Genomic DNA, 19,478 nt, shown 5'->3' on the forward strand with positions numbered 1-19,478 from the left:
TACCTCAATGTCTCTTTTCTAAAATTCCTATCGCGTTTACAAGTGAAATTGTTGCAGATGCGCAGAGAGAAGCATCTTGTTTATTTGCAGTTCGCTTGTGAGTTAGTTCATTAGCAAGATCGTTTGACGCTCTCGCATATTTTCTCAAATTTTCATTGGAACTTCCCCCCAATTCAGCAGCGATGTATGCGTCAAGCATTCGCTTAGCATCTGTTTTGCTTGCCTTAATCCCATCTAATGTTGGATGCTTTTCCTCAATATAGACCGCTTGCGCAAGTGAAATAATAGTCTCTCTACAAAGAAGGCCTATTGTTTGAAATTGCTCCTCTGTTGTTGCTTGGCTAAGTTTCGACCGGAAGTCTCGAACTGTCCTGCCGATTCTTTCCCAACCCGTAAGGTTAACGGAAACATTTAATAGTTGATGATGATCCGCGCTTTGTAGGTTTTTTAGGAACTCACCGTACATTTCCCGTATAAATGTTCGCCTATCTTTATATTGAGGCATTTCACCCGCACTCCACTTAGCATACCACCTCCATAAATCGGAAAAAGGATTGGGATTATCCAAGCTTAATCGTTTCAAAGCTAATTCCACCTTCGCAAACTTCTCTTGATATATGTCATTGACATCTTGAATTCTCGATCCTCCCGTTGAAACGGAAATCATTGTATCATGTAAAAAGTTAACATCTGCAATAAGTTGCTCTTTTGTGGAAATGTCTGCAATTCTTTCCCACTCAATTTTTGAAATTGAGATCGGAATAACATACACTGTTCCTAATCGGTGGTCGTCGTATGGACGCATAACCAATTCTATTTTCTCAGATATTGCCGACTCAATCTCTGATTGTCGATTTTGAATTTTTATGAACGTATCGACTGGTGTGTTTATGTAGACTGAATAGTATGTTATCCCAGCATTCCAATTATCATAATGTGATATTTCAGAAGTTATCTCGGAAACCCTCAACAAATCAGCAAGCGTATCGTCTTGATTTGCCTGGAAAAGTTGTGTGACTGTTGATATTATTCTCCTTAATTCGTTTTTATCGTCAAGCATAAATTCGACCGGGCCGTATTTTTAGATTTGAGGTTATCTGAAAATGACATGACATGCAACCATTTTTGAGAACATTTCACTCATGTCGGTTCCAATTTAGTAATAAGTCTCCTATACTTCGTCTTACTGATCTGGACGGCTGCGTTGCTGAGAGCCAAGTACCTATGACTGATTGAAATATTCCCCTATATTTGCCCTGCAAACTTTGAAAATAAAATTAAGAGCTAATGTTAAAATGTAGGAAAAAATGGCCCTGGAGAGGCACACGGGTGAAAGTCCCGAAACCTATCAAAGTTAGCTCTTTGACGAAGTTTGCGGTGACCTCTCCTTATTTGTTCACACTTACCCATTTTAAATGCAAACTTCGGATGGTTCAGGTGTTGGCTCGAATGAACATTCAGCTAACCCAGCGAATGATGCACGTCACGCATCAAATGTCGGTTCGCCGATGACAGATTCTCAGGCAGCGTTTTGGTATCTCGTTGAATGCCAGGGTTGCAAAGAACTTGCTCATTCACTTCGGACAATCCATGATCTGGCGCTTTATCATTCGGATATTCCGTGCGATAGTGCGGAAAAGTCAGCTCTGTTTGATCTAAAAGTGCTATGGGAAGGTTTTGAACGAATGGTTAGTGAGGCTTAGTGATTGAGGGCTGTCTGTGACAGCCCTTTATTGTTGATTTTTTGCAAATTTGAAATTATCCAAAATGTTCGAGTTTTATTTTCAATCCGGAGAATTTGCGGGAGAAACTGGTAGTGGAGTTTTAGGTTGGATTGCTGACGTTTCAGTACAAATTGTAGGTACTCTTTTGGGTGGTCTGTTGGCTTTAAGACTTTACCGAACACAGGAAAAAAATGCGCGTGATAAGGAGACGAGAGCAAAGGAGAAGCAGCGCGATAGCAAGTTGATGTATTTGGCTTTCCTAGTTTCGGGTGCCCGCAGGTACGCATTGGGAATGAATAATGCTCTCAATTTTTGGGAGTCAAAACTTTCTAATGATCCTTTCATTGTACCGTCAGAGTTTTTAGTATCAGACAATTCTGTTGCTCGTGTCGTGGAAAACATAAATCAAGAAGAGTTTTATCTTCCGTATGTAGGCAGGTTTGCGGGAAAACACCTAGAAATTGAACGGATGTTTCTTTGTATTGACTCACTACATATATACAAGGAAGCAATTTTTTCAGAGTGGAGATTGTTTGTCGACGGTAACCAAAATCTGGCTAAGATTATTGCTGACGCATCAACTGAGCTTATTCACGAGCTGAGAGATATTCAAAATAAGGCTTTGATACCTGAAATACATATCGAAAATTTAGTAAGAATACATACTAGCTTCATAGACAGTCAAAACGATGTGGAGCGCGGACCGGCAAAAATTGCCGAAAAGCTTTTTCTTCCGATAGGGGATTATATAGATGCCAGCTCAGAGCTTTGTAGAAATGTCCATCTGACTAAGATGTACAATGTAACATCAGAGAGTTATGCGGCCATTATGAAGCAGCGGCAAGCTAACATTACTTTCAAAAATTCGCTTGTCGCTTTAAAATCACAAATTGAAAAAGATAAAAACGTTTTGTTTGAGAATTCGGAAACTCTCATTAATACGTTTAGGCCCGTAAGTTAACATCTACTTCCATCACTATTACTTCAATATACAGGCGCTAATATTTGTCCAGGATGACCAAAATAGTGGAAAAACGACGCTGACAAGATTTTTGATTCCTGAGGTGCTCAGAGATTATCAGGTCGAAAACATTTCGGTTGACAAGGACAGTCTGATCGCATTGTGTCAGAATTTCGGTGTCATTCAAGATGAACTTTCTACTTTGTCCAAGACAGAGATCAATGCGCAAAAGACCTTAATGAGCAAGTCGTATATTAAGGTACGTCACCCGTACGACCGACGACCAAAGATGGAGCCAAGACGTGCGTCCATATGGGGTTCGACTAACAAAGCTGAGTTCTTGGTCGATGAAACTGGCAGCGTCAGATGGTTGTGTTTCGGAGTTCGAGAGATTAATTGGGCGTACAAATCCGACATTGATATCAACGTTGTCTGGTCGCAAGCTTATCAACTCTATACAGCGGGATTTAAGTACGAGATGACAGTGCAAGAAATTTTAGATAATGAGCTGGCAAACAGTAAGTATAAGACCACAACCATCGAGTTCGAACTGATACAAAAATTCTATTCTCCGGCCACAAAGGACCGTTTCGATCAGTTTTACACCGCAACTGATCTGTGTGAGAACCTAGCAATCAGAACAGACGGAAAACTGAAAATTAGCCCAGTCGAGATCGGTAAAGCACTTAAATTTTTGGGGTTCGCTCAAACTCAGAAAAGAGGGCACGAGGAGCAAAGGTTTCCTGTAAAGGGATATTATATTTTACATAATGATCTTACTACCTACTACAAGTAGGCTTATTGCATTGATAATCTTAAAGTTGAGTGAAGTAAGACAATTATTATGCTATTACTACGAGTTACTACGAAATGGGCTCAGAAAGAATGTGAAGTAGGACCAAGATTGAAGTGTAGTAAGTGAAGTGGTAAATGATTATTGCACAACTGGCTGAGAAAGAGCTTTCTAAAATGATGTGTAGTAATGTAGCGGGTGTAGTAGTACCTGTTTTCAAAGAATTATCATTCTCCAAGTTTAGTATTCAACAAATGCGGTTCTAGGAAACCGTAAACTTCGACGCGTCATGGATAACGAAATCTTAATCCGTCTTTTTGAAAAGAAGGACCGTAAGCGCAGAAAGATTCTGTACAGTTTATACCAGGACTATTTTGAGCCAGGGTTATCATCCGTATTTATTGCCGAGACTATCAATGGAGATTTGGGAACGCCTGGTCTCGTAACGGTTGGCGATATCAAATACTGCCGGTTCTATTTTCATGGTAAGATGAAAACTGCTGTGAAAATACGCTCTCCAATGGTTATGCCTTCGAAACGCGAAGAAAAGGCGAAAGCATCTGACTCCCGGTCAGGCGTACAATGGTCAGACCCTGATGAGCTAAGCACCAGTCAAAATCAAATTATCAAATCTAAATTTTCAAAATAATGAGTCGTATTATTGAATTTACCCTACAATCCAAAGGAGGGGTAGGTAAGAGCTTCCATACTTACTTCCGAGCGCTTTCTGTGCCGGATGAGCATTCACTTTTTGTTGACGTGGATAGCTCCACGCAAACGTCTACACGTCAACTCAAATTTCTTGGTGCAGATAGATTGGAAACCATTTCTCTTCTTGATAATCGTGACGTATTGGTGCGGGATACGTTTTTGGGATACATGGAAAGTCTAGCAGAAAGTAGCTTTGAAAAAATCTATATGGATTTCGGCGCGCCAGAATCAGAACAGATTCCAGCACTTATCCAGAGAGATATACCATTTAGGGAATTCTGCGAGGAGCTTGGTTTCGAAATTGTTTTAAATATAGTTATCGGAGGGGGTGGAGCTTACAAAGCTTCTGTCAACTATCTACAAAAAATGACGACTGTGCTCAAAAACGAATTCAAAGTTGTCGCCTGGGAGAACATCACAAGCTTCAACCAGTTTCCAGCACTATCAACCGAACTGGCTGAAAATTGCAAGCAACTAAAAATCTCATACAAACGATTTGGGGACTTTGATCCATCTACCCTTCTTGGCGGACAGGTGCTGGACGGCATACGAAGGGGATACTCTATAAACGAGTACGGCCCTGGGGCAAGGATTAGGATGAAAAAGGAACTTAAAGAGAATTTCAGCAATGAGTAAAATTAGCACAGAGCAAATGACAAGGCTTAAAGGCCAGTTCTCTGCAAAATATGGCATTGAAATGGACGATTGGTCTGCCATGGTCATGACGGAAATCTCTCAAAGATTTTTGTTTCTTACAAACGAGGTAAACAGATCGATTATTCAGATTGATGAAGCAGCAAAAAATATCAAGGGCAAGGTCAACCAGATCAATTTCCGAAACAACCAGGAGGCCATAAGATTCGGGATAGGGTTATCATTACCGTTTGCAGCCATGGGCACTCTTATATCAGCGATGGTTTTTTGGTATAGCACGACCACGCGGGAATACGAAGTTCGCAAGCAAATTATGGAGGACTACAGAAATGCACCATCATATGCGAAGTTGATGAAAAACGGTATAATCATCGAACATGAAGGTCATCAATACTTAGTTATGGGGAAGGCAGATCAGAAATCTGGCGACGTCTTTATCGGAAAGGAATATATTGAGGACGGTAATTTAGGCCGAATTCTTATTCCGCTGGGTAAGAAGTAAACGAAGGCACAATTTCTTCCCATTTGTGCCTTTTTCAATCAATTTCTGATCAATTCAATATTATTCAAACATTTTCGACCGGAATCAGGCGATTTCGATACAATTCTAATTTTTCGGGATTTCCGTTAATAGCAAGCTATGTTTTCCCATGGTCATAATACTGCTTCGCAGATTTTGTCCACGGGAAAACCGCTTGCCCTTCGGGAGTCAATTCGCCCTACGGCTCATTGTAATAATTATGGAACAAAAGAAATTTCGAAAAAAGGGCGGAAGGCCGCGATTGCCGGAGCAAGAACGCAGGCAAAACGTGACTCTTATGTTAACACCATTGGAGGTTGAGCAGCTGAGGAAAGAACATGAAGGCTATGTTGTAGACTTTGGTGTTTTCCTTCGAGAAAAGCTGCTTAATAGAGAAGCGGTAACTTTATCTAAACCGATAGATCCAGAGGTAAGGGCCGAGATGACAAACTTGCTTAAAATGACGGGGAGTATGTTGTTAATCGCGAAACGAACAGAATACGATGTGCTAGTAAACAGACAATTTTCAGAAATGGCAGCTGAGTTGAGAGCGGCTATCCAAAAAGCCAACTATAACATTAATGAGCTTGTGCTTAGCAAGAGTTTAATTCCAAATCTGATTCGTCACGTTAAGGATTTGAAAAAGTCAGTCTTTGACTTGCAAAAGGAATCGACGAACATCGAGGTCATTTTGTACTTACTTAGCTGTGTCTCTCAGATAGAGGAGAGGATGAAGGTATTTGCCGGGCAGTACGGCATTTCAGAGGATTAAGTTTATGGTATACACAAATGGGAGAAGAATTTTTTTTCCCATTTGTTTTTTATCAATCCTCTAAAAACCTTGCTACTGGACATCCAACATCTTAGGTAGTAAAAAGAGGTAAGAAACCGTAAAAATCGCCAACCCACTTCCATTTCCCAAATTTGCGGCCAGCTTATTTTCACACTTCTGTACTGGCTCAGCTTGGGTGAGTGCTGCGAATCGGATATAGATATCAATAGCCGAACTAATCGACGCCACCCAAATATGATATGAGCTTTGATATTACAGAAATACCGTGGTTAAAATGAAATTTAGGAATTTGTCAGAAATGTCTGTCAAGTCTCTTTATTCGAGGCTTTTGGTACAGAAAAAGACAGGTTTAACGGGTAAAAGTGAACTCGGTTCCGCGGGCAACACGTACAACTATATCCCCAATATTTTCAAGAACTCATCCTTATAGTTGCCACCTAATGGTACTTCGCTTTTACCAAGAAAGATCCGGTTTCCCTGCAAACCAGTAATTTTTGTAATGTTTATAATGAAGGACCGGTGAACTCTGAAAAACAGTTCACCAGGTAAATGGGATTCAATAATTGAAAGGGGAGTAGTGCTTATTAAATGCTGGCCAATAGTAAAGACTTTTGTATTGTTGCGGTTAGCCTCTAGATACAGGATTTGGTCATAGTTTAACTTGTTAATTCGGCCTTCTGATCGCAATATTAGGTGGCTAACCAGGCTGGAAGGTTGCGTATCAAGTTTGACAGTCTTCCTAGATTCTAACTTCTCAATAACCCGGTCAATGGCGATGATAAACCGTTCAAGCGAGAAAGGTTTCAATAAGTAATCGCAGGCAGCAAGATCAAATGCATCCGTTGCGAATTCCTTGTAGGCCGTGGTGAAAACCACCAATGGAGGATTTTTTAAGGTCTTCAAAAGGTCAATTCCTGACAGCACTGGCATGTTGATATCCATCAAAAGCAGATCGACCTGAACCTGCTGCAGCTCGTGTCTGACTTCAAAAGCATCACTACATTGCCCTACTACCCGCAGAACAGGAAGCAATTTGCAGTATTCCATTACAATTTGTCTTGCAATAGGCGCATCGTCTACAATTAGGCAATTGATCATTTATTTCGCTTTTAAGCGTAGTTCTACATTATAAGTGTCATTGTCATGGGTAGCCTTGTATAAATAATCGCTTCCATAAATCAGGTCTAATCTTTTCAGTGTGTGGTGCAGACCAATACCTGATGGCTCCTCAAAACCAGTTAGCTGCCTTTGGCCAGGTTCGAACGAATTTTTGATTGTGAAGCAAATCCAACCTTTTTGGACTGCCAGCGTAATGAAAACTGACATTTTTTGATTGCGTGTAGATTTGGAATGTTTGAATGCATTTTCTACAAAGACAATCAACAGCATGGGAGCGATCCGTGTCTTTTCACGGGGCTTTTCTTCGATCGTATGTTCCAGCACCAGCCTGTCACCGTTCTGTATCTTCTCAAAATCAATGTAATTCTTTAAATACAGCAGCTCATTTTCGAGCGGAATAAATTCTTCCCTGGTTTCGTAGACACTATATCTGAGCAATTCCGAAAGTTTGAGCAGTAAGGTTGGTACCCTTTGCTGCTGGGTGAGTGATATTCCATAAATGTTATTAAGTGTGTTGAAGAGAAAATGCGGGCTCAGTTGCGATAACAGTAGCCGCAGCTCACTTTCCCTTTGTTCTTGGGCAATTTTAGCTTCTTTGACCTGCGTCGATAATGTATGACGTGCTAAGGCAATTGCAATTCCAAAAAATACAAAGAGTAACGATATGGGAAAACAAATAAAGAGGTTCTGCAGGAAGTACCTATTGACATTTCCTTTGAACATAAATGCAGCACCGGCAGCACCACCCAGCACTATCATCAGAAATATTAAAATTGATTTTGACAGCGGCACCTGTACTACTGATCGGTTTAGCCAAGACTTGCCATACCACCTTCCTACATATGTACAAGTCAAAATGTAAAGACAGCTTATCATTGCAGCAACAGCCACGTCGTGGTTACCACTTAAAATGACTGCGAATGAAAACACACCCACAAACGCCAGGCAAAAAGAAAGGTGTAGCAATGTTCTGGAAGCCATTACTTTTCCGATAAAAGATTCCAGCTGTTCCATATTCAAATATGGGCAATCACTGCCGTTTTCAAAACAATCCATGCCGAAAACACACTTTTCAATGCCCAATTCATCTTATATGTCTCTAAATAGATTCAGCCTGGAAAAGCGCTATTAGGACGGGCTGGTTAGCATTTATGTCCCTGTCATTTTTTCATTTGAACAAAGCAGCGAAGATTTGCCAGTCATTTTTTAACAACACCAATATGATTGATGAGAATGGACTTGCAGTCGAAACTATCGGTTTATCTTTTAGCTTCTCCAAAGACCGGCCTGTCATTAAGGAGCTTAATATGCAAATTCCAAAAGGGGCCATTTATGGTTTCTTAGGTCCAAACGGAGCAGGAAAGACCACTACGATCAGGCTGTTGCTTGACCTGCTCCCTTCCGGCTCAGGAGAAATAAGTGTTTTCGGGAAGACCCTTGGGGATGATCGTAGTAACATACTTTCCCGGACTGGCGCACTCATTGAATCGCCATCATTGTATGAACATTTGACCGGGTATGACAACCTAAAAGTAACTGCAAACCTGAGAAGCATCAAGAAGGACAGAATACAGGAAGTCTTGAAAATAGTGGGCTTAGATACAGAATCCAAAAAGTACGTCCACAGCTATTCACTAGGAATGAAACAGCGGCTTGGCCTTGCAATAGCATTACTTTCTAGTCCAGATCTGCTGATTCTCGATGAGCCTACAAATGGGCTCGACCCGAACGGCATCATAGAAATTAGGGAGCTATTGCGGGATCTGAATGCGAATCACGGTGTTACCATCCTGGTATCAAGCCATTTACTTTCGGAAGTTGAGAGGCTGGTTTCCCATGTTGGTATTATTGGTCGGGGGGAAATGATGTTTCAAGGGCCTCTAAAAAAATTGCAGCAGATCAGCCAGGACAAGGCCGTCATTGAAATAGATACGGATGACAACGCGCGCGCCCTGGAAATCCTGCTGGAAGATCATCAGCAAGTCTCGAAAGCCGCACAGTTTTTGGAAGTACACTATACTGACAGAGATCGCCTTGCCCAGTTGATCATATTGTTGACGGCGGCAGGCCTGCGTGTTAACCGCGCCCAGCTGGTTGAAAGCAGTCTGGAAGAAACTTTTCTTTCAATTATAAAAGATGATCATTTATGAAATTGTTTTACACCGAGTTCATTAAGCTTAAAAATACATTCGCTCTATGGCTTACCCTGTTGGGCGCCCTTTTTGTCCCGCTTATTTTGTTTACAACCTATCTGTCTGACGTAAAATCGTTTGTGCCAGGGCACGGGATAAATCCCTGGGACGATTTTCTGGTTCGGACACTAAATGGGTGCTGCTTCTTTTCAATAGGCTTTGCCCTGTTGATCATAGGCCTGACCATCCATATCGAACATAAGGCTAGTGGCTGGAAACACTTATTTACTTTGCCGATCAGCCGGGGCAGGATTTACTTTGGTAAGCTGCTTGTTATTTTCGCCATGGTAATCTGCTTCTTTACTTTGTACCTGGCTTTGAGCGTGCTATCAGGTGCCGTGCTTGGCTATGCGGTCCCAGATCTTGGGTTTTCAAAATTTCCGGTAGCCGGCATGCACATTTTCAGGTTTGTGACCGAGTTTTTCATTTCGATCTTGCCAACGGTTTTTTTACAGTATTGGCTGTCGTTCCGGCTAAAAAATCTGATCACATCCCTGGGCATTGGTTTGGGTGGGCTGATGATTGGCCTACTATTAAAAAGCTGGAAATTTATCATATACCTGCCATATGCTGCCCCATTTCAGTTGCTGAATTATAAGGAAGAAGACGCGTCCAGCCACCAGCGTCTATTTTTGATAAATGCCGTGTATACCGTTTTGTTTGTTATGCTGAGCTATAAAGACTTTGTAAAACGATTTCGTGGATAATCAAGGATCAAATCCGGTCGATCCTCAGAACTTCATGCTGGTGACTCTATAACCCGTTTTCCAAATTGTAACAATCAGGTAACTTCTGGCTTTCATGCCGGCTGTAACATAATATTTAATTCCATCCTGATAGGGTTCATTTTCACTAAAAGCATGTTCGTGCCCGTAGAATGAAAGCTTCACATTCGGATTGTCAGCAAGGGTTTTAGCATATTGCGTTTCTAGATTGTCATCAAAGTCGGCACTAAATGGGGGTGTGTGGCCTAGTACAATGGTATTGTTACTTGACGCACCTGTTGAAAGCTGTGCTTTTAGCCAGGGAACATCTGGGACAACTCCGTTCGAATCAAAGGATTTTGAATTCGTATTAACGAAAACAAACTTGCTTCCGGCAAATTCAAATGAATAATTGATCTCGCCAAACATATGCTGATACAATTTAGCTTTGTCGTTTGCCTCCAAATCCCCTGCTACGGTCAGGTAAGGGTATTTCAGGTCAGCCATGATTTCATTGAACCACTTGAATTCCTGCGTTATTCCAGAAGCTGAAACATCTCCTAAATGCGTGACGAATGAAATGCCGGTCTGCGCATTAGCACTTTTTACGAAATCCCTGGTTTCATCAAGCCATTGATGTGTATCGCCTGCAACGATGAATTTGACTGTATCGTTGGCAGCGCTTTTTTGAATTCGGTCAATGTTTTTTGCGGTTAAGCCTTTTTCATTTTCATTTAATGTTATTTGGCTGGGACTATACTCGAACAAACCCTTGCAAGAGACAAATGCAAGGATAAAAAAGATGAGCGCTATGAATTGATATGGTTTCATATTTTATAGATTTACATGTTGTCGTTTTCTCCCCCATTTGTACCTGTGCGTCCAATATGCCGTCTTCATAGCGAGGTAGCCAATTCCGGCCCCTACCAGTACATCACTGATATAATGCTTGTTATTTGCGACCCGCAGTAACCCGACCGACGAAGCAACTGTATAGGAAGCGTATGGCATCCAGTGGTAGCGATCTTTGTATTCTTCACTTAGAAAGGTGGCCGCCGCAAATGCCTGGGTGGTATGCCCGGATGGAAATGACGTATACGAGCTTCCGTCAGGCCTTAAAACATGCGTCGCCTTTTTAAGTAACGAAGTTGTGCCCAGCGCCAGAAATTCACCTTTCAGCAATATGACAGTCCGGTTGGCAAAGTCAGTTTTTGATTTTATCCCCATTGCGTCCAAACCATAAGCAACTGCCAGCGGCGAAAATTGCAGGTAATTGTCCAGATGGGTTTTAAACCTGGGGAAATGTTCATTCCTTTCTTCTGCAACTTCGTTTTTAATCGACTCAGGTGAGTGCCCATTTGAAATCAGTCCAACCAGGATCAGAGAGGCTGGTGGGGACAACTGCTTGACAGTAAAGCGCGTTTGGTAATGGGCAAGGGTGTCCGACCTTTGTGATAGGGCAGGATAGTTACTAAGTAAAAGTGCTGTCAGGTAAATAAAAATGGTTTTCATAAAAATGTCCGCTAGATAGAGTGGGTCAATTATCGCTGCTGGGTGCGCTGTGCAAAAAGTCATTGCCTTGCTCTTTGCCTTTCTTGAATTCGAGCTTGCCGAACTTATAGGTAAGACTTACGCCAAATGAGCGGTAGGGGACAAGCACTGTAGTGGTCGAGATGTAATTGCCTGTCCTGATGGTGCTGACCTGGCTGATGTATTTGGTAAATGGATTAGTGGCTGTAAATCCAATGCTTGCATTTTTGTGGTTAAACTGCTTGCGGAATGCGAAATTGTAGGTCAGCTGCTGCGGGCGCTTTCCCTGAATGGTATTGATAGCGGAAGAGTAATTTCCAAATCCTTCCAGAATAAGGTCTTTGGGAAGCTGGTAGGTTGCATTCAGGTTGAAGCGCCAGTTGGTACCATTGGTCACGTTACCTGCTAGCAGCTCGTTTACAACCCTTTTCTGGGTTACCATTAAATTTCCGCGCAAATTCAGCTGATCCGTGATCGGCATCGAGCCCGAGACACTCACACCGGAATTGTATTCAATGCCAATGTTCTGACGGTTTGTAACCGATACATTCACGTAGGTTGAATCCCCGATCAGATAAGTCGGGTAAAGGACTGTGTAGGGTTTCACATCATCGGTATTGATCCGCTCGATCAATGCGATGTACAGGTTGCCGCCGTTTTTAAAGGATTTGTTATAACCCAGTTCAAAGTTGTTGCCGATCTCTGGTTTTAAAAGCGGGTTTCCGGTGGTGATGTTGTAAGGGTCGCTCAGGTTCATGAACGGATTAATGTCCCGGTATTCAGCCCGCTCGATCCGGCGGGTAAATGCCAGTTTCAGCGACTGCTCATCTTTGAAATTATGAGAGAAAATAAGCGATGGTACCAAATTATTGTAGGAAGGGATAGAAGTATTGGGAAAGTCAATTTTTACATCCGTATGCTCAAAACGGGCACCTGCTTTTACATTTAAGAAGTGAAAGAGCGAGAATGTGGTTGACAGGTAACCCGCGTAAATTTTCATGTCGTAACCCAGCTCGTAAGACTGCGTAGCGTCGGGAACGTATTGGTTCAGTGAAGGCTTAAATACACGTATATCCGCTACGCTGCTGATGTTTTGCAAAACCGTCTTAACACCTGTTTCAAAAATAAAGCCCTTTTTGATGGGGTGGGAATAGTCGATGGAAATGTTGGTTTGCTTGTCGTTCCCTGGGGTATTTCCGGAAGCCCCGGCATAAGGCAGTCGTTCAGAGGTCAGATTTTGCAGCTGGTAATAGCTATTGCGAGGCTTTCCAAAACTAGAACTATACAGCACATTCAGCTCCTGGCCATCTTTACCGAATTTTTTGATATAGTTCAGGTTCCAATCAATTGCGGCAATGCCGCCTTTGCTGGTCGAATTGCGAAGAATTTCGGAGCTGGAAAGCGGAAAGCCTGATGGGTCTAAAAGCGTTTGAGAAATATTGGTAATACCGCTGCTGCTGTTACTGAAATTGTTGTAGCCCACAGCCCCAATTAGGTTATCCTTTTTTGATAAACTCCAATCGAAACCAATTCCAGACCGATAGCCGCTCCTTTGAAAATCCTGAAAACCGTTTTGCAAAAGCCGCGTTTGCGTACTGTCAGTCGGACTAGTCGAAAGCCGATTTTGCGAGCTCGGCGTGCGGGAGCTAAGTTGTTTGTTACCACTAAAAAAAGCATTCAGACCGAAATTATTCTTTCTGAAATTCAAATTCACCGAGCCGTTTTCCAACCGGGTGCCCGCTGCCAAGTTTACACTTCCATTGATTCCCTGCAGCCGGTTGTCTTTGAGGATAATATTGATAATTCCGCCCGTACCCTGCGCATCGTATTTAGCGCCCGGACTGGTGATGGCTTCGATACTTTTGATCTGGTTAGCGGGAATGGAAGCCAGGGCATCGGTCAGGCTGTTTCCAAAAACACTGGAAGGTTTCCCGTTGATCAGGAAACGTACATTGGGGTTTCCCTGCAATTCCACGTTTCCATCAATATCGACCGAGACTTGCGGCACTTTTTTAAGAACGTCCAGTGCTACACCGGCCTGAGAAGTAACGTCGTTGGCTGCATTAAAAACAATCTTGTCGATCTGGTTGTCAATGATGGCTGCCTGGCCCGTAACAGTTACTTCGGCCAGTGTTTTGACAGAGCTTGTTAGTGCAATGTTTCCCATTTCCAGCGTTTTACCCCCGGCACCGACATTGACATCTTTGACTGATTTTTTTTCATAACCAATAAAATCAATATTGATTGTAAAAGTCCCCACGCCAAGCCCTGCGATTTCGAAATGCCCCACAGAATCGGTGACAGCTCCGTTGACAACTTTACTGGTTAATTGATCTGTAATTCCCACGGATGCATATTCGACCGGCTGGCCCGTGGCCACGTCTGTCACCTTGCCCGTAAGTTTCAGGCTTGATTTATTCTGGCTGAATGCACTGGTCCAGAATAGGAGTAATAGGAATGCAGGAAAGATGATTGGCTTCATGGATACGTCGGTTGATACAACAAACGTAGAGGCCAATTCTGGAGAATTTTTAGAGAAAGCCTTCGCAGAGCACTATTGCGAAAAATTTAATCCCACTTTAATGTAAACCGGTGCCAGTCGCCGGAAAAGGTATACTCGATACTGATTAACAACTGATCGCATATTTGCTTTACAATCGATAATCCCAGCCCGTTGTGCTGACTATGCTGCTGTTCTTTGTAAAATCTGCGGAACAATCTGGCGGCATCCAGCTCCGTGAGCGGCCCCGTGTTTTCAATGTACAGTTCGTTGGCGTCCAGTTTAATACCAATAGCGCCGCCTGCCTTGTTGTGCCTGGCTGCATTGCTGATCAGGTTGTTGAGCAGGATGTCAATCAGTTCCGGGTTGCCCTTCATTGTAGCGGGATGAAGATCAGCATGGCAGGTGATCTGATTGTTCATCCAGAATTCCTGAAACTGGTCTAGCTTTTCCTGCGTACTTTCAAGCAGGTTAACCTGGATGGTTTGCTCAAACTGGTTGTTTTCAATTTTCGCCAGCAGCAGCAGTGACTGATTTAGCTTGTTGAGCCTTTTTATCCCCGAATAAATGCTGCCCAGTGCCTGCGTTTGCTTTTCGGAAAGGCCTTCGTCCTGGATAACCAGATCGAGTTTGGCACGGATAATGGCCAGCGGTGTCTGCATTTCATGGGAAGCATTTTCAGTGAATTCTTTCAGCACCTGATAGTCCGTTTCTGCATTGGCAATGGTGTCTTCCAGCAACTGGTTCATGTAGGTGAATTCATCTATATCAGTCGGGTGAAAATTGGGGATTTGCTTCCTGCCAAGTTTAAAGGTTTTCATTGCTGACAGCGAATCATAGAACGGCTGCCACAAGCGCCGTAATATGAGCTGGTTAAAAAGAATGGTTGTCAGGATCACAATAAGCAGCATGGCAATGGTGATCCCAACGACGGTCCGGGTAAGCAATTTTACCCCTTCAATGGGCTTTGCAATGGTAACCCGGTAGTTGGCGCGTCCAACTTTTTGAATGTAGCTGAGCTGCCGGTAATTGTGAGAGCGTTTCTCGGCACGCTCTGAAATGAAAATGGTAGATATTGACTGAGCCTTGCTGCTAGTAGCTGCCGGCACGTAGCTTACCCGGGTTTCGTCCATGCCGGTCACCGGTGGGAGCTTTCCCTGCAAATCAACGTACCGGTGAATCCTTGTTTGATAATCCTGCAATGCTTCGTCGAGCTCGTGCACAAGTACATAGCTGATCAGGAAGTAGTAGCAAATGCCCGAAAGCAAGAACAGCACGACCATTACGGCCATGTTGGACCGGTTATATTTTGTAAATAGCTTCGCCATTATTACTAATCCAGGCTGAATTTATAACCCATGCCGTACACGGCTTTAATGTAATCGTTACAACCTGCATTCATCAATTTTTTCCGAAGGTTTTTAATGTGGGAATAGATAAAATCATAGCTGTCTGACATGTCAATGTCATCACCCCAGAGGTGTTCGACAATCGCCTCTTTGGTCACGACCCGGTTTTTATTGCTTAAAAAATACAGCAGCAGCTCGTATTCCTTTTTAGTTAATGCAATTGGCTGCTCCCCTGATTTTAAAACCCGGTCGGAAAGGTCCAGCGTAAGCGGTCCGACAGATACGCGGGTGTTACCGTCAAAGGATTTACGGCGGACAATCGCGGCTACCCGGGCGCCAAGCTCTGCCAGGTGAAAAGGTTTGGTAAGGTAATCGTCCGCGCCGGTGTTAAGACCTGTGATCCGGTCGTCGAGCGAGTTCTTGGCACTAATAATCAAAACGCCGTCTGATTTATTGAACGTTTTCAGTTCTTTGAGGATATCCAGGCCGCTGCCGCGCGGCAGGGTAATGTCGAGTATAATGCAGGCGTATTCATTGATTACTACCTTTTCCAATGCCGTGGGGTAATCATAAGCGGCTTCACAGGCAAATTGCTCCGAGTTCAGATAGACGCAAATACTGTCTGAAAGCTCCTTCTCATCCTCAATGACCAGTAATTTCATGGGTGCCTGATATCACTATTCTATAATTATGTAAAGGTGATTTTACAATCTGGATTATTTTTGGAGAGATGCATTTTACCAGATGATCACGATCGTGCCACCAACGATCATCAAAGCACCCAAAATGGTTTTCAGCTCAACCGGTTCTTTTAGGATTAGAACAGCAAATCCAATTGCAAATGGGACGCTCAGCTTGTCGACCGGCGCGACCTTTGAAACATCCCCTGTTTCCAGTGCTTTGAAATAAAATATCCAGGATAGGCCGGTAGCAATTCCTGAGAGTATCAGAAAAATCAGGTTAGTCCGGCTGATGTCTTTCACGTCCTTCATTTGTCCGCTGAAAAGGACAATTCCCCAGGCAATAAAGAGGATTACGACTGTCCGGATGGCCGTAGCGACATTACCATTGATACCTTTAACTCCCACTTTTGCTAAAATGGAGGTTGCGGCGGCAAAAAGGGCGGAAAGTAAAGCATAGTATTTCCACATAATTCAGGCTGGCTTGATTTGAATATCGCTGAAAGATAACGTGGAATAATTTAAAATGTACGCGTTAGGCAAAGCCGCCATCCGCCGCTGAGACATAAGAGGAAAGTAACCGTTTATAATTCAGAAAGAATTCCAAATTGCCTGATAGGTTTAATATTTAAATGGGCGTAAAGTACCCATGAGGACACCTACAATGATTTTTACTGAATGACACCTGCTTCCCTGTTAGCGACCGAAACGCCCAAAAAGGGTTCTGGATTCAATTTTCTGACATATCCATTAGCCCTTGGTATTCTGCTGATTGCAATTTCCAATTTAATGCGCATTGCATTGACGCTCAAGTCGGCAGGCACTGCTGACTATAACCTGGCCAGCATCTCGGCAGTATTTGCCATTGGTCTTTTTTACGACTTGGTCAATGCGCTTTATTTTGTTTTGCCGCTGATGCTGATGGGATGGCTTACGCCTGGCTGGCTCGCTATCAAGCCTGGCTACAAGTGGCTTGCAAATGGGCTCTTGTTTCTACTGACGTTTGTTCTTTTGCTGGATGCGGTTTCGGAATGGATTTTCTGGGATGAGTTTGAATCGCGTTTCAATTTCATAGCCGTCGACTATCTGGTTTATACCAATGAAGTGCTGGGCAATATCCGTCAGTCTTATCCGGTTGAAATAATTATCATCTTTCTGCTGATTTTAACGATCCTGTTGACGTGGATGTTGACTACCATTATTGCAAAGCATCCTTTTCAGCCATTCAGCTTCTGGAAGCGGTCTGTGGTAACCGGCATCTATTCAGGGGTATTAATTGCAGCTTATTTTTTTGTCGACAATAAGGTCAGGCAGTTCAGTAGTAACAATTATGTCAACGAGCTTGCAGGAAACGGCATGTATGAGCTCTTTGCTGCTTATCGCAACAATGAACTCGATTACAACCAGTTCTATTCCACAGTAAGTGACCAAAAGGCCTTTGTTGATATTCATGCACTGATCAAAACCCGGGAAAGCCATTTTGTAGATCAAGATCCGTTCAGCATCCGGCGTGACATTGTGAACTTGGGTCCAGAATTGCGCAAAAACGTTGTTCTGATTAGTGTTGAGAGTTTGAGCGCCGAGTTTTTAGGAAGCTTTGGCAACACCCAGCGCATCACGCCGTTCCTGGATTCGCTGGCAGGGGAAAGTCTTTTGTTTACCAATCTCTACGCGACTGGTACACGGACGGTGCGCGGATTGGAAGCATTGTCCATCGGCACGCCACCTACACCCGGTCAGTCAATTGTCCGGCGTCCGCATAATGAAGAACTGTTTTCAATGGGGACTGTCTTCAAGCGCAAGGGATACCAAACAAGGTTTATTTACGGTGGCTATGGGTATTTTGACAATATGGGATATTTCTTCGGGCACAATGACTACCGTGTGGTGGATCGGAATGCCATAAGCAAGGAAGAGATTGATTTCGAAAACATTTGGGGCGTGGCCGATGAGAACCTGTTTGAACTAGCAATGCGGGAAATTGAAAACGGGACACAGGCTGGAAAACCGATTTTTACGCAAATCATGACCACGTCCAATCACCGTCCCTATACATATCCTGATGGCAGGATCGACATTCCTTCACACACCAGCAGGGAAGGTGCTGTTAAGTACACGGATTATGCCATTGGCCAGTTTATCAAGAAAGCCAGTCAAAAGCCCTGGTTTAAGAACACGTTGTTTCTCATTGTTGCAGATCACTGCGCGTCCAGCGCCGGCAAGACCGATTTGCCCGTTGATCGTTACAAGATACCGCTAATTGCCTACGCGCCTGGGTTTGTGAAGCCGGGCATTATGCCCAGACTAATGAGCCAGATTGATCTGGGGCCAACAATCTTAGGGCTGCTTCATTTTTCCTACCGCAGTCAATTTTTCGGTTATGACATCTTCAAGCTAGAAGCCGGGCGGGAGCGGGCTTTTATCAGCACTTACCAGAGTTTGGGTTACATCAAGCATGACTCGTTAGTAATATTAAAACCACAAAGGGTCAATGGCACATTCCTGCCAAATTTCAAGGATGGTTCATTGCGCCCTGTCACTTCCAATAAACGGCTCGTTGAAGAAGCCATTGCCTGGTATCAATCTGCCAGCTTTCAGTTCAAAAAGGGATTAATGAAAAAGTAATGGAAACTGAAATGAATTATCAATCATGGCTGGATCAAATTGAGGCTTTTGTATCAGCTCAATTATCCCCATATGCTGAGCGGTTGGCGTATCACAATCTGAATCATACCCGTAGCGTGGTAACAAATGCTACACGAATTGCAGCGCACTATCAATTGTCTGATGCGGATCGATTTGTGGTTTTATCAGCCAGTTGGTTTCATGACCTGGGTTATATCAACGGAGATCCTTCGGGCCACGAGCAGCGTGGCGCTTTGATTTTTAAGGAGTTCGCAAACCCTTTATTGATAGAGGATAATTTGATTGCGGGTGTCATCGGTTGTATCCTGGCAACCACCCTGCCTCAAAAGGCGGTTAATTTGTTAGAGTCCATCGTTTGCGATGCGGATCTTTATCATTTTGGCACAACCGAATTTACCCAGAAAGATGCATTGATGCTGGAAGAGACGCAGCACAGGTTGAAAACGGATATTCCTTTGATTAACTGGCTGAACGGGTCTTTGCGACTGTTGCAGTCTCACCAGTTTTGCACGCAGCATTGTCATCACGAACTGGCTAGTCAGAAGCAAGCGAATATAAGAGAATTGGAAGCGCGGATTGAAGCGGATTTATAGGCCAGTTAA

Annotated in this window: 20 protein-coding genes; 11 read left to right on the forward strand and 9 right to left on the reverse strand. The window is 43.3% G+C overall.

The features are described from left to right. Positions 1 to 4: 4 nt before the first annotated feature. A complete protein-coding gene (locus B5X68_RS07645) occupies positions 5 to 1,060 on the reverse strand; it encodes a hypothetical protein (RefSeq protein ID WP_082214122.1) in 1,056 nt (351 codons plus the stop codon). A gap of 355 nt (positions 1,061 to 1,415) precedes the next feature. Here B5X68_RS07645 and B5X68_RS07650 point away from each other — a divergent pair, with 355 nt between their 5' ends. The 7 genes from B5X68_RS07650 (at position 1,416) to B5X68_RS07680 (ending at position 6,135) form a co-directional block, all read left to right on the forward strand. After that, positions 1,416 to 1,703 carry a hypothetical protein gene (locus B5X68_RS07650; RefSeq protein WP_082214123.1) on the forward strand — a complete coding sequence of 96 codons (288 nt, stop codon included), beginning with the start codon at positions 1,416 to 1,418 and terminating at the stop codon, positions 1,701 to 1,703. Positions 1,704 to 1,767: 64 nt separating this feature from the next. Then, positions 1,768 to 2,685: a hypothetical protein gene (locus B5X68_RS07655; protein ID WP_082214124.1), complete on the forward strand. Its 918-nt coding sequence runs from the start codon at positions 1,768 to 1,770 to the stop codon at positions 2,683 to 2,685. Between the two features lie 40 nt (positions 2,686 to 2,725). Next, complete coding sequence (locus B5X68_RS29450) at positions 2,726 to 3,481, forward strand: VapE domain-containing protein (RefSeq protein WP_374754817.1); 756 nt, start codon at positions 2,726 to 2,728, stop codon at positions 3,479 to 3,481. Positions 3,482 to 3,767: 286 nt separating this feature from the next. After that, positions 3,768 to 4,127 (forward strand): hypothetical protein, encoded by a 360-nt coding sequence (locus B5X68_RS07665; RefSeq protein ID WP_082214126.1) that lies wholly within the window; start codon positions 3,768 to 3,770, stop codon positions 4,125 to 4,127. Further along, entirely contained in the window at positions 4,127 to 4,825 is a 699-nt protein-coding gene (locus B5X68_RS07670; protein ID WP_082214127.1) for a P-loop NTPase family protein, read from the forward strand. The genes B5X68_RS07665 and B5X68_RS07670 overlap by 1 nt, the downstream gene beginning before the upstream one ends. Continuing rightward, positions 4,818 to 5,345: a hypothetical protein gene (locus B5X68_RS07675; RefSeq protein WP_082214128.1), complete on the forward strand. Its 528-nt coding sequence runs from the start codon at positions 4,818 to 4,820 to the stop codon at positions 5,343 to 5,345. Before B5X68_RS07670 ends, B5X68_RS07675 begins: the two co-directional genes overlap by 8 nt. A 238-nt stretch (positions 5,346 to 5,583) precedes the next feature. Beyond that, the gene (locus tag B5X68_RS07680; RefSeq protein ID WP_141110235.1) at positions 5,584 to 6,135 is read left to right on the forward strand and encodes a hypothetical protein; all 552 of its coding nucleotides are present in this window, start codon (positions 5,584 to 5,586) and stop codon (positions 6,133 to 6,135) included. Positions 6,136 to 6,549: 414 nt separating this feature from the next. Here B5X68_RS07680 and B5X68_RS07685 read toward each other — a convergent pair whose 3' ends face one another. Both B5X68_RS07685 and B5X68_RS07690 read right to left on the reverse strand, forming a co-directional pair. Beyond that, the gene (locus B5X68_RS07685) at positions 6,550 to 7,254 is read right to left on the reverse strand and encodes a LytR/AlgR family response regulator transcription factor (RefSeq protein ID WP_082214130.1); all 705 of its coding nucleotides are present in this window, start codon (positions 7,252 to 7,254) and stop codon (positions 6,550 to 6,552) included. Further along, positions 7,255 to 8,289 (reverse strand): sensor histidine kinase, encoded by a 1,035-nt coding sequence (locus tag B5X68_RS07690; RefSeq protein ID WP_170916598.1) that lies wholly within the window; start codon positions 8,287 to 8,289, stop codon positions 7,255 to 7,257. 206 nt (positions 8,290 to 8,495) lie between these two features. On the opposite strand from B5X68_RS07690, the gene B5X68_RS07695 reads away from it, so the two are divergent. Together B5X68_RS07695 and B5X68_RS07700 are read left to right on the forward strand one after the other, a co-directional pair. Further along, on the forward strand, positions 8,496 to 9,425 hold the full coding sequence (locus tag B5X68_RS07695) for an ABC transporter ATP-binding protein (protein WP_082215255.1): 930 nt from the start codon (positions 8,496 to 8,498) through the stop codon (positions 9,423 to 9,425). After that, complete coding sequence (locus B5X68_RS07700) at positions 9,422 to 10,174, forward strand: ABC transporter permease (RefSeq protein ID WP_082214132.1); 753 nt, start codon at positions 9,422 to 9,424, stop codon at positions 10,172 to 10,174. Before B5X68_RS07695 ends, B5X68_RS07700 begins: the two co-directional genes overlap by 4 nt. Before the next feature lie 24 nt (positions 10,175 to 10,198). Here the strand turns inward: B5X68_RS07700 and B5X68_RS07705 are convergent, their stop codons facing one another. From B5X68_RS07705 to B5X68_RS07730, 6 genes are all read right to left on the reverse strand, one after another. After that, positions 10,199 to 11,002, reverse strand: coding sequence for a metallophosphoesterase family protein (locus tag B5X68_RS07705; protein WP_082214133.1), 804 nt, complete (start codon positions 11,000 to 11,002; stop codon positions 10,199 to 10,201). 3 nt (positions 11,003 to 11,005) lie between these two features. Next, entirely contained in the window at positions 11,006 to 11,683 is a 678-nt protein-coding gene (locus B5X68_RS07710) for a phosphatase PAP2 family protein (protein WP_082214134.1), read from the reverse strand. Positions 11,684 to 11,708: 25 nt separating this feature from the next. Continuing rightward, a complete protein-coding gene (locus B5X68_RS07715; protein WP_082214135.1) occupies positions 11,709 to 14,183 on the reverse strand; it encodes a TonB-dependent receptor in 2,475 nt (824 codons plus the stop codon). 86 nt (positions 14,184 to 14,269) lie between these two features. Then, the gene (locus B5X68_RS07720; RefSeq protein ID WP_082214136.1) at positions 14,270 to 15,529 is read right to left on the reverse strand and encodes a sensor histidine kinase; all 1,260 of its coding nucleotides are present in this window, start codon (positions 15,527 to 15,529) and stop codon (positions 14,270 to 14,272) included. Positions 15,530 to 15,534: 5 nt separating this feature from the next. Then, a complete protein-coding gene (locus B5X68_RS07725) occupies positions 15,535 to 16,212 on the reverse strand; it encodes a response regulator transcription factor (protein WP_082214137.1) in 678 nt (225 codons plus the stop codon). A gap of 75 nt (positions 16,213 to 16,287) precedes the next feature. Further along, the gene (locus tag B5X68_RS07730) at positions 16,288 to 16,701 is read right to left on the reverse strand and encodes an EamA family transporter (RefSeq protein WP_082214138.1); all 414 of its coding nucleotides are present in this window, start codon (positions 16,699 to 16,701) and stop codon (positions 16,288 to 16,290) included. A gap of 207 nt (positions 16,702 to 16,908) precedes the next feature. On the opposite strand from B5X68_RS07730, the gene B5X68_RS07735 reads away from it, so the two are divergent. Next, the gene (locus B5X68_RS07735) at positions 16,909 to 18,855 is read left to right on the forward strand and encodes an LTA synthase family protein (RefSeq protein WP_082214139.1); all 1,947 of its coding nucleotides are present in this window, start codon (positions 16,909 to 16,911) and stop codon (positions 18,853 to 18,855) included. Then, entirely contained in the window at positions 18,855 to 19,469 is a 615-nt protein-coding gene (locus B5X68_RS07740; protein WP_082214140.1) for an HD domain-containing protein, read from the forward strand. The genes B5X68_RS07735 and B5X68_RS07740 overlap by 1 nt, the downstream gene beginning before the upstream one ends. Positions 19,470 to 19,478: the final 9 nt, after the last annotated feature.

It is taken from the genome of Dyadobacter psychrophilus (genome assembly GCF_900167945.1).
Lineage (GTDB): Bacteria > Bacteroidota > Bacteroidia > Cytophagales > Spirosomataceae > Dyadobacter > Dyadobacter psychrophilus.